This is a genomic window from Microcoleus sp. T3_A4, assembly GCF_036700465.1.
GTDB lineage: Bacteria > Cyanobacteriota > Cyanobacteriia > Cyanobacteriales > Microcoleaceae > Microcoleus.
In genome coordinates this window covers 1-11,006 of sequence record NZ_JAUBOY010000092.1, presented here as the reverse complement: position 1 = coordinate 11,006, position 11,006 = coordinate 1, and the positions used below count along the sequence as shown (strand labels likewise).

At 47.2% G+C, this 11,006-nt stretch carries 10 protein-coding genes and 1 tRNA gene; 2 read left to right on the top strand and 9 right to left on the bottom strand.

The window, feature by feature from the left end:
- Nucleotides 1-179: 179 nt before the first annotated feature.
- From QUA07_RS29050 to QUA07_RS29010, 9 genes are all read right to left on the bottom strand, one after another.
- Nucleotides 180-1,121: a DNA polymerase beta superfamily protein gene (locus QUA07_RS29050; protein ID WP_333332483.1), complete on the bottom strand. Its 942-nt coding sequence runs from the start codon at nucleotides 1,119-1,121 to the stop codon at nucleotides 180-182.
- Between the two features lie 126 nt (nucleotides 1,122-1,247).
- Nucleotides 1,248-1,652, bottom strand: coding sequence for a putative toxin-antitoxin system toxin component, PIN family (locus QUA07_RS29045; RefSeq protein WP_333332479.1), 405 nt, complete (start codon nucleotides 1,650-1,652; stop codon nucleotides 1,248-1,250).
- Nucleotides 1,649-2,011 (bottom strand): hypothetical protein, encoded by a 363-nt coding sequence (locus tag QUA07_RS29040; protein ID WP_333332476.1) that lies wholly within the window; start codon nucleotides 2,009-2,011, stop codon nucleotides 1,649-1,651. Before QUA07_RS29040 ends, QUA07_RS29045 begins: the two co-directional genes overlap by 4 nt.
- 56 nt (nucleotides 2,012-2,067) lie before the next feature.
- Nucleotides 2,068-2,139: transfer RNA gene (locus QUA07_RS29035), tRNA-Val, on the bottom strand.
- Nucleotides 2,140-2,264: 125 nt separating this feature from the next.
- Complete coding sequence (locus QUA07_RS29030; RefSeq protein ID WP_333063857.1) at nucleotides 2,265-2,477, bottom strand: DUF2839 domain-containing protein; 213 nt, start codon at nucleotides 2,475-2,477, stop codon at nucleotides 2,265-2,267.
- Nucleotides 2,478-2,542: 65 nt separating this feature from the next.
- Entirely contained in the window at nucleotides 2,543-4,051 is a 1,509-nt protein-coding gene (locus tag QUA07_RS29025; RefSeq protein WP_333332473.1) for a helicase C-terminal domain-containing protein, read from the bottom strand.
- Nucleotides 4,052-4,073: 22 nt separating this feature from the next.
- Nucleotides 4,074-5,603, bottom strand: a complete 1,530-nt coding sequence (locus QUA07_RS29020) for a pentapeptide repeat-containing protein (protein WP_333332470.1) — start codon at nucleotides 5,601-5,603, stop codon at nucleotides 4,074-4,076.
- Nucleotides 5,604-5,682: 79 nt separating this feature from the next.
- On the bottom strand, nucleotides 5,683-7,245 hold the full coding sequence (locus QUA07_RS29015) for a pentapeptide repeat-containing protein (protein ID WP_333081318.1): 1,563 nt from the start codon (nucleotides 7,243-7,245) through the stop codon (nucleotides 5,683-5,685).
- A gap of 96 nt (nucleotides 7,246-7,341) precedes the next feature.
- Nucleotides 7,342-8,904 (bottom strand): pentapeptide repeat-containing protein, encoded by a 1,563-nt coding sequence (locus QUA07_RS29010; RefSeq protein ID WP_333332466.1) that lies wholly within the window; start codon nucleotides 8,902-8,904, stop codon nucleotides 7,342-7,344.
- 38 nt (nucleotides 8,905-8,942) lie between these two features.
- Between QUA07_RS29010 and QUA07_RS29005 the strand changes: the two genes are divergently transcribed.
- Both QUA07_RS29005 and QUA07_RS29000 read left to right on the top strand, forming a co-directional pair.
- On the top strand, nucleotides 8,943-9,782 hold the full coding sequence (locus QUA07_RS29005) for a prephenate/arogenate dehydrogenase (RefSeq protein WP_333332465.1): 840 nt from the start codon (nucleotides 8,943-8,945) through the stop codon (nucleotides 9,780-9,782).
- 67 nt (nucleotides 9,783-9,849) lie between these two features.
- A complete protein-coding gene (locus tag QUA07_RS29000; protein WP_333332462.1) occupies nucleotides 9,850-10,953 on the top strand; it encodes an APC family permease in 1,104 nt (367 codons plus the stop codon).
- Nucleotides 10,954-11,006 lie beyond the last annotated feature (53 nt).

Sequence of the window (11,006 nt, the reverse complement as noted above, 5' to 3'; positions counted from 1 at the left end):
ATTTTAAATCACCCTAACCTTCCTTCAGTCTTGTCTTATGGTACTCTGGCTGCTTAAAAACTGTCCGGAGTATTGATCAATGCTAATTTCAATTCCGGTTAAATAATCGCAAATACCTGTATGGGCGGGTTTTACCAACCATATATGTCTCACATTAATTATCTCGTCAACCCGCCCTTTTAGCCGATCGCACCTTTACGCGCTTCAATCAAAAACAGATTCGCTTTCTCGTAATTAGGACGTTCTGGCAACTTACTTGCAGCAAAAGCGCGATCGAACTCACCGTGCAAACTCAACCGCCAGCGATTCACCTCATCCCAGGATATTTCTTGGTTGCGGATAGATAAAAGTTGCGATCGATAATCCTGCACGCGAACAGGCACAAACCCCTCCTTGAGGACAGTAATTCCTGACAGCAACAAGCGAATTAAGTGCATCGCGTGCTTCCAACGAATTTCCCCGGTATTGCGGAGGTCTTGCTCCATTTTTTTAAATTGAGACAAAACGTAGCTATTGTAAGTTTGATAAACCAATTGAGAAAGAAATATTTCCCTAATTTCGAGCAATTCTTGTGCTACAGGAGAAACAGTTTCTACTAAAGGCGTGTACAAACATTCTAGCACATTTGGATTAGCTTTTAGTGCCAAAACTAGAAACTTTTGCAGTTCCCAATAGCATTCCTGATTTTCCTTGTTTTCCAATTGTTCTGGAATGCCGTAAAGCGACCAATGAAGGATTGCGGGCGGCAGGTAAATCCCGCGTCTGTCTGTATCGGATTGCTCGTTATCAAGACCGTAGGCTCTCGAACCAAGAATGCAGCGGTAAATTACAGAATCATAGAGGTTGTATTCTGCCAGAAAATCTCCTCCTGACTGCAATCCTTCGCTCTGAAACTGCTTGCGGATACTGAGTTCGTGTCGCCGCAGACTAACTTCTGTTCCGTCTGGGAGTTTGACTAAATATGCGTGGGAATTGTCTGTAGGCGATTGAACGATGACGCCTACTAATCCCGGTTTCCAAGATTGGTCACTGGCGGGGTTTTTGACCTCGATTCGGGTGACAATTTGGGTTCCTGCGGGTAGGATTAAGTTGAAATTTTGAGGAATATTGGCATTTGCCATGAGGAAACCTCCTGCGGGGGCACGAGCTACAATGTTAGTGTAGCATAGGTGTAGTATAAAGTGGTGCTTTGGGCGATCGGGCCCCTGCCGGCAAGCTATGGCAATTTTGGCCTTCTTGAACAGTGTCTAATTCATAATCAATTCTGCAAACATAGAAACAGAAATAATTAACGTATTTTCTAAACTCTGAACTTCAGTAAAATCGCGATCGCCTGTAATTAAAAAATCAGCATTAGCAGAGAGTGCACAAGCAATAAACTTAGCATCTTTTTGATCTCTAGGAAAATCAATTTCTATAGAGACATCAATGAGTTGGGTGGAACCTTGAATCAAATTCAACCATCTTTCTTTCTGATCATCTGTTAATTTTAGTTTTCGTCTACTTAATACCTCCTGATACTCTCCTAAAATTTCTTCTGACACTATCCATTCATAATCAGGTTGATTGATAACCCAGGTAATAACAGATGCTGGTTTTCTTCCAGCAATCGCCGCAGATACTAAAATATTAGTATCTATAACAACTCTCATTCTCCTCTCCGATAAGCTGCAATTTCTTCGGCAATTTCTTCATCAGTTAAAGGATGCTCCGCGTGTAAAGCCTGGGTTTCTTCACATAAGTTGCTAAAAGTTTCAGCTAAAGCTTGTCTGTGCGGATCGGGCTGATAATTATTCTTAAGTTCTCGGCTGATTTTAATTTTTTCTGCAAGTAAATCTTGTGCAGGTTTTCCTGAAAGAATCGTTACTACTTGCCGAGGTTGATTAAGATGCTGTTTTTCTGACAAAGCTTTTAAAGCATCAGTAATTACCTGATCCGGGGTTGTATATTTCCCTGTCTCTAACTGTTGTTGCAATAACTTTTCTTGTTCTGAGTTCAGAATTATTTGCATCGTAAAGTTACCTCTATTCCTGCGATCGCCTAAATGAGTCACCTTAAAATTTTGAATGGGCAATACTGGATTTGAACCAGTGACCCCTTCCGTGTGAAGGAAGTGCGCTACCACTGTGCTAATTGCCCGCAGATAATTAATATACCATACTAAGTCGAACTTCGCAACTAAATTTTTCCGAAAAATTCAGCCGCTTGTTTCCGAGTTAAACTCGACACAATGCCAAGAATACAGGCATTTGTCGAGTCTGGCATCAGTTAACCTGCCACCAACCCGCCGACGGGCCGACAAACCGCACTACAATCCACCAAGCCACCAAAAGACTAATCCCCATCCAGCTTCCGCGACTTGTCCACTTCACAAAATCTTCGCTTTGGGTTTTCGTGATTGGCAGCCAGGGAACGATGCGTTCTTCTTTACCGTATTCGTCGCCGATCGACTCTTTGCGACGCTTAGCTTCACCCATAATCTTTGTCTACTAAATTAGATTTCAACTGGATACCTAACCAAATTATACGCCAACACGTCATCTCAAGCCTGCGTCAGCCAAGTCGTATCCAAATAATCAATCCTCGCAAAAGGACTCAAAGCCGCTAAAACCTGCTGTCCGTAACTGCGGTGAATCACCCTGCTGTCGAAAATCGCCACCACCCCTTGACGTTCTCGCACCGGCGCGATCGCCCGCTGCAACTCATTCAGCGCCGCCGGCAGCAAATACAACCGAAACCAATCCTTGCGCCGTTCCTTATAATAAGCCACACGCGCCGTCACCAAAGGATTCTCCAAAGAAGGTAGCGGCAAAGTTGCAATCGCCAGCAAATGAGGCGCTCTCAATTCCCCCTGATGTTCCCGCCAAAACTCCCACCCAGTCACCAAAATCGCATTCTCGCCCACATCTGTTTTTTCTACCTGCACCCTAGAACCGAACTCAGAAGCCAAAATCGCCGCCAGCCGAGCCTTCAGCGGTACATCACCAACAATCAGCACCGTTAAACCCGCCACCGACGCGCTCATCAACAGCAAAGTCCGAATTTCTTCAATTAAAACACCCTGAAATTCCGGCGTATTTGGCAGCGGCAGCCAGTTGGGAATGTACAGTTGAATTAATTCGCTTTGTCGATCGGGCGAAAACTTAACGCTCGTCAATTCTGGCAGTCCCAACATTTCCCGGAAAATCGGAGCCTTCGGTTCCACATCCACCGCTCCACCAATCAACACCACCGGCTGATCCTCCCAAATTTGGCTCAAAACCTCAGCCACCTGCACCGGCGCGCAGTACAGAGAAAATGACCCAGCCTCCCGATGAATTTCCGCCCACCGCAGTTTTCCGTTTGTTTCCCACCGCTGCCAAAAATTGCTCCAAGCAGCCGGAATTAGGGGGTTTGGCTGGATTTTTTCAAACAGCCCCTGCAAAATATTTTGCTCTGCCGTTTCCAGCAAATAGCACTCCTCTGGTTTCGCCGGATGCTGAAAGAAAGCCCGCGTTAGCAGTACCCGCCCTTGGAGGATGGCATCGGCTTCCAAAGGCTGAGATTGCATTAAATCGTTCCAGTCAGCCGGTTGCAAACCCGCCGTCAATTGCTGGCGCGTCCAAACTTCCAAGTCATCCACACCGTCGATAATTGTCGGAATATTCCTGTGCAGTTCCGAATTCCCCGCCAAGCGAGCCGCCAGCCAAGACTCGGGATCTGCTAGCATCAAGCCTCGTCCAGTGGCACGATCGGAATAAGTCTCGATCGACCCCTCTGTTTGCAGCCACTCTTGCAAACGCGGAATTTCCACTGCTCTCAAATGCTCAATCAGCGGTGTCGGCGCCACTAAAATCACAGGCTCCGGCCACATCAAAATCGGCATCAAATAGCTGACTCGATACCGCTGTCGGTAAGCTCCAGCAGGAAGCCCCGTTTGGATCAGAGCGCTGCGCCCCAAGCGCAAAGCCCGCGCCACGAGCCGCGCCATCGTTAAATGGTGTGGCCAGTGCGGCTCGGAGTTCGATCGCAGGAAGCGGAGCAATGAGTTGTGGACTTCTACCTCAATCAATGGGTTTTAAAATTGACATTTCTCACTCAAGATAATCAAAACTGGCCAGAAAATCAACTAATTTTTGACCGAGAGGCAAACAGAATTTACTCGGCTGATGACTTGCACCTCCCTTCCCAAAATTCCCGTGAGAATTCACCATCAAACTCTCCTGTCCCGAACTAATTAAAATAGTTTGGGTAGGTGAATCAAAAAACTTTGTTGGTTGACTAAGCCGTGATATATTAGAGAGCAATTTTATCAACTCATTTAACTGATTTGTAGCTTTAGTCAATGCTTTACGCAACTGCACTATTCGTTTCTCATCTAAATTTTGAGTTTCAATATTTTTACCAATATCCATAATATTTCTCTGAGTTTGTACAGCATCCTTAAAAGGAAGAATCGCTAAAAAAGCTGCTGGCAATAAATGCTCATCGCTCTCAAATCTAAAAGTTAGAGTTGTGCGGCGGTAGCCGACTTCAATATTAGGAGGAAAATTCATGGCCCGGTAATGCCGAGCTATTTCGCTGTAAACTGTTGCTAAAGTGCTGTTTGCTGAGTAGTCTAAAAGTGCATCAACCACAATTTGCACTAACCCAGGCGTGTGATTTAAAAATTTTATCGATTCTGACGGCGAATTAAATTGTTGAATCAGAGTGCGATCGCCTGCGGGGCTGAGGTCAACCCACTGGCAAGTAATATCATCTGCAATGATACCACACCGAGGAACCAAATACAGTTTTGCTCCTGTTAAAGTTGCTCCTCTCAAATCAGCGCCCACCCAATCGGCATTAATCAAATTTGTTTCTGTCAAATCAGCGTGAACGAAACTAGCATTTGCTAAATTAGTATTTCTTAAATCGGCTCCGTTGAGGTTAGCTCCGCTGAATTTAGCATCGCTTAGATCCGCACCGTTGAGGTTAGCTCCCGTCAAATCAGCCCATTTAAGGTTGGCTCCGCTCAAATGGGCACCGCTGAGATTCACCTGTTGCAAAGAAGCTTGTCTCATATCGGCATTGCTCAAGTTGACGCCGCTAAGTTCTGCTTTCGTCAAATCCGCGCCGTGCAAGTTAGCTTCTTGAAAGTTAGCTGAAGCAGCCGAAGCACCCCTGAGATTTGCACCGGACAGGTTAGCACCGGACAGGTTAGCTTCCGTCAGTTTTACCTCTCTTAAATCTGCTTCAGTCAGGTTAGCGCCGCTGAAGTTAGTTTTGCTGAGTTCGCAGCGGACTAATTCGCTTCTAATTAGGGATGCTCTGATTAATTGAGCTGCACTTAAATCGGCTCTCACTAAGTTTGCTACGTTGAGAGTAGCCCCGTTTAAGATTGCCCGCGACAGGTTGGTACTGCTGAGTCTAGCCACATTCAGGTTAGCTTCGCTCAAGTTAGCTTCGCTCAAGTTAGCACCGCTGAGGTTGGTGACAAATAAGCTAGCCCGCCTTAAAATTGATTGGCTGAGGTTGATGCGGCTGAGATTAGCTTCATTCAGGTTGATTCCTGTGAAATCTCTGTCGCCTTCAGTGTATCTTTTGACGATTGCAAATCGTTTGAGCAGTTCTTCAGCTTCCATTTGTTTACCTGAATGAGATGGCAATCGGCTAACTTTTATATGGCATAAATAGAAATAATATCAAATTAATTTATAATACTTACTCACCGAGCTGATAAAAGCTTTTGACAAACTCAATGACCGTATTTAGGGGCGGCGTGGTAAATCTTTGGGCTTTAATTGCAGGACTGATAGAGGTTTTGTTGACTCCCGGTAAATTTGTCAAGTTTCTGCCAAAATCTGGGTGATAGTGAATCATCAAAGTTTCGGCGCTGGAGTTAGCCAGTACAGTTTGGGTAGGCGATTGGAAAAAACTTGACATCGGTTCGCGATCGAGGCGAATCGGCTGAATTTTCATTTCCCCTATTTTTCTCATTGTTTTGGTCAGGGCTACGTTTAATTGCACTACCATATTTGAAACTCTGACGCCCAGGTTATTACCACTTTGGGGTTGAATCATCTTGATCAAAGTAATCAAATTTTTCTGAGTAAATGCTGCATCACTAAAGGGAACAATCGCAACGAAAGCTGTGGGAAATAGTTGCTCGTCCTGCTCTATTTTAAATGATATGATTGTGCGTCTGGAATTAACTTCGATACTGGGAGGATGATTCAAAGCAGGGTATTGACGGGCAATTTGGCGGTAGGTAGCTGCAAGGACAAAGTTAGCATCCGGGTCGAGGGGTCGATCGACAATAATTTGAACTGTCGGCGGTGTAGCATTGAAAAACCTTTGAGATTCTTCAGGGGTAAAGCGCTGAATGTGGCTGCGATCGCCGTTAGGACTGAGGTCAACCCAATCGCAGGTAATGTCATCTGCTTTCACATCAAACCTAGAAACCGCGTAAATTTTTGCCCCCGTCAGGGCCGCCCCCGTCAAATCTGCGCCCACCCAATCAGCGTGAATCAAATTAGCTTGGGTCAAATCCGCGTGTACCAAAGTAGCGTTCAACAGATTGACATTGCTTAAATTTGCTCCGTACAAGTTTGCCCCGCTCAATCTCGCTTCATCGAGGTCAGCGCCGGTCAGGTTCGCCCCGCTGAGGTCAGCCCACCGGAGATTAGCGCCTCGCAAGTCAGCGCCGCTAAGGTTTGCCTGAGACAGATTAGCTTGTCTGAGTTCGGCATTGCAGAGGTTGACTCCTCGCAAGTCTGCTCTGCTGAGGTCGGCTCTGTGCAAGTTGGCCCGTTCCAAGTTGGCCGCTGTTAGAAAAGCGCCTCTCAGGTGAGCCCCGCTGAGGTCGGCTTGCTCTAGATTGGCTTCTCTGAGGGTTGCTTCTCTCAAATCTGCTTCGCTGAGATTTGCACCGGTCAAGTTAGCACTGCTGAGGTTTGCTCGAATCAGTTCGGATCTGATCAGTGTAGCTTCAACGAGTTGGGCTTCGCTGAGGTCGGCTCTAATCAAGTTGGCCACGTTGAGGATAGCGCCGCTGAGGTTGGCTTTGTGGAGATTAGCACCGCTGAGTCTGGCAACATTAAGTTTGGCTTTTCTCATGTTGGCGTTTGACAAATTGGTGCCGCTCATGTTGGTGAGGCTCAAGATTGCCTCACTGAAATTAGCCCCACTGAGATCGATCCTGCTGAGATTTGCCTCGCAAAGGAGGATGGCAGTAAAATCTCTTTCTCCTGCTGCATATTTGGTGATGAGTTCTTCGGCATCCATGCTTTTCAATTTCCCTGATGTCTTAGCTAGAACAAAGCTTTATTGTCACAACCTTTAAACTAGAATAAGCATTTTTTGTAACTTGATGCAATATGCCTAGACATCTATATTGTGGAAGCCTTTTATAAAATCCAAAATGCTAGTGATATTAGCTTGAGCCAATTTTGTGCTTTCAGCTAACTTACCCGATGGTGAGTTACTTTGCTCGTATTTTTTAATCAGGCGCTTGCCGAAGCCTGGGTGGTGATATACGCTGAGTCTTTGATCGCGGGAATTAATTAAGCTCATCTGTGTTGGAATTTGAAAGAAATTGATGCTTTCACCGATTTTTGGAAAAGAACTGGAAATTTTGATTTGGTCTACTTTGCTGATAGCTTGGTTGAGAGCTTTGCTGCATAACTGGACGTGTTTAGATTCTTTGACGTTAAGTTTACCTGCATCGTGGGATTGAATCATTTTCATCAAAGCTATTAGGTTTTTTTGAGTTATGGCAGCGTCGTTAAAAGGAATGATGGCAACGTAAGCGGTGGCAAATAATTTATCGTCGCTGTCCATTTTAAATGCGAGTACTGTGCGCCTGGAGCTGACTTCGATCGTGGGAGGCTGACTTAAACTCGGGTATTGTTGGGCAATTTGGTAATAAGTTGCAGCTAGTGCAAAATGAGCGCCTTGGTCTAAGGGCGAGTCAATTACAATCCGAACTGTGGGCAAGGTTTCATGAAAAAATTCGTGGGTTCCTCCCGAGTTCAACCAGTAAATTTGGCTGTGGTCGCCGTTGGGGCTAAGATCAACCCACTTGCAGGTCATGCCTTCGGTTTTGATGCCCAGCCGCGAAACTGCGTGAAGTTTTGCTCCGGTTAAGGTGGCTCCGGTTAAGTCGGCTCCAATCCAGTCGGCGCGGATCAGATAGGCATTTGTCAGGTCGGCGTGAACTAAGCTGGCATTCAGCAAGTTGGCGTGGCAGAGGTCGGCTCGGCTGAGGTCGGCACCGCTCAATTTGGCTTCGCTGAGGTCGGCCCAGCGGAGATTGCAGCCGCTGAGAATGGCCCAGCGCAAATTGACGCCGCTGAGGTCGGCGCCGCTGAGTACGGCTTGAGTGAGGTTGGCTTGTCTCAGTTCTGTGCCTCGCAAGTCGGCGCCGCTGAGGTCGGCTCGGCTGAGGTCGGCTCCTTGCAGGTTGGCTTGTTCGAGGTTGGCTTCTGTCAAGCACGCGCCGCTGAGGTGAGCGCCTCGAAGGTTGGCTTGAGCTAGGTTGGCTCCTCGAAGGGTGGCTTCGGTGAGGGTGGCGCCGCTGAGGTTTGCGCCGCTGAGGTTTGCGCCGCTGAGTTCGGCTCGAATCAGCTCGGCTCTGATCAGTTTGGCTCCTATGAGTATGGCTTTTTTGAGGTCAACTCGCACTAGATAAGCGACGTTGAGGTCGGCGTCGGTGAGGTCGGCGCCACCTAGATGGGCGCCACTGAGTCTGGCGATGTTGAGTTTGGCACCTGTGAGGTTGGTTTTGCTGAGGTTTGCTCCGCTTAGGTTTGCTACACTCAGATTCGCACCCTTGAGGTTGGCTCCGCTCAAGTTGACGCCGCTGAGGTTGGCCTCAGTCAGGTTGATTCCGGCAAAGTTTCTTTCTCCGGCGGCATATTTTTTTAGGAGTTCCTCGACTGTCATGGGGGCGGCACCGTATCAAATATCCCCATTTTATTGCTATGAATATCGGTATTGTAGGACTAGGTTTAATTGGCGGCTCGATCGGGCTGGATTTGCGATCGCGCGGGTTTAATGTTTTTGGGGTTTCGAGTCGGCAGCAGACTTGCGATCGGGCGCAAGCTCGCGGTGTTGTCAATGAAGCCAGCATAAACCTGTCTCTGATGGCAGCAGCCGATGTGGTTTTTATTTGCACGCCACTGGGGTTGATCGAGCCGATCGTCCGAGAGTTGGTGCCCTATCTTTCCCCTGATACTATTGTAACCGATGTCGGTTCCGTAAAAACACCCATAGTGCAGGCTGTGTCTCCTCTGTGGCCGAATTTTGTGGGGGGACACCCGATGGCGGGGACTGCTGAAAGCGGGATTGAGGCGGCGGTAAAGGATTTGTTTGTGGGCCGGCCTTATGTGGTGACGCCGACTGCCCAGACGCCGACGTTTGCGGTGGATAAGGTTGAGGAAATTGCGCGGTTGCTGGGTGCTAAAGTTTACCGATGTGAACCGATCGAGCACGATCGAGCTGTGGCTTGGATTTCTCATTTGCCGCTAATGGCGAGCGCGACGCTGGTTGCTGCCTGCGATCGAGAGGGCGATCGGGATATTGTTAATTTAGCCCAACATTTGGCGAGTTCGGGTTTTCGGGATACGAGCCGCGTTGGGGGCGGCAATCCCGAGCTGGGAGTGATGGTGGCAAAGTACAATCGAGAGGAATTGTTGCGATCGCTCTCTATTTACCGCGACAGTCTCGACGAGTTCATCAGCGATATCGAAGCGGAAAATTGGCAAGCTCTCGAACACAAGCTGAAGCTGACTCAACAAGCGAGACAGAATTACAAATTGTGAGCCAAAAATTACTTAAAACTGGGCCCGTCTCGATTATGATTTGTGGACGGCTATATATTGAGTTTCAATGTACACTTATTCTCGACTCAAGCGATTTTTATTGGGTGAATCTCTCCCCACTAGCGCATCTATTCATGAACGCCTGAGCAACGCTACAGGACTAGCGGTTCTGGCTTCCGATGCCCTGTCGTCTGTTGCCTACGCTACTCAAGAAACTCTGCTGGTACTGTTACTAGCGGGGAGTAGCAGTTTGAGTTTATCGCTGCCTATTTCTGGAATTATTATTTTACTGTTGGCGATCGTGGCGCTGTCTTACAGACAGACAATTAAAGCGTACCCCAACGGCGGTGGCGCTTACATTGTGGCGCGAGAAAATTTAGGTATTTATCCTGGTTTGATTGCCGCAGCTTCGCTGATGATTGATTACATTTTAACTGTAACTGTCAGTATTTCGGCTGGGGTGGCGGCCTTGACTTCAGCAGTTCCCTCGCTGCACCCCTACACAGTTGAACTGTGCTTAGTTTTTATTGTCCTAATCATGTTTGCCAATCTCAGGGGATTGCGGGAATCGGGAAATATATTTATGGTTCCCACCTATGCGTTTCTCGTTGGCATTTTTGTTTTGATTGGCTGCGGTTTATTCCAACAGGCAACAGGTAATGTTATGCCGACATTACAAAATATTCCAGCTAAGGAACCTTTGGGATTATTTCTGCTGGCGCGGGCTTTTGCGGCGGGCTGTACAGCCCTGACTGGAGTTGAAGCCATATCAGACGGCGTGTTGGCTTTTAAGCCTCCTGAATGGAAAAATGCGCGCCTGACTTTGAGCTATATGGGGGGAATTCTGGGAGCAATGTTTTTGGGAATTAGTTACTTGGCTCATATTTATCAGGTGATTCCTACAGAACATGAAACGCTCCTTTCTGTGTTGGGAAAACAGATTTTTGGTGTCGGTATATTTTATTACTATTTGCAGGCAGCTACTCTGTTGATTTTGCTGTTGGCGGCGAATACGAGTTATGCGGATTTTCCGCGACTTTGTTATTTTTTGGCGCGGGACGGGTTTTTACCGAGGCAATTGTCGCTGTTGGGCGATCGCCTAGTTTATTCTAATGGCATTAATCTGCTCAGCTTCTGCGCTGCTCTTTTACAGCGGTTCCCGCTGTTATGAGGTACAATCAATAATAATGAAATATCATTGTGTAATCAAACCTAATGAAAGCA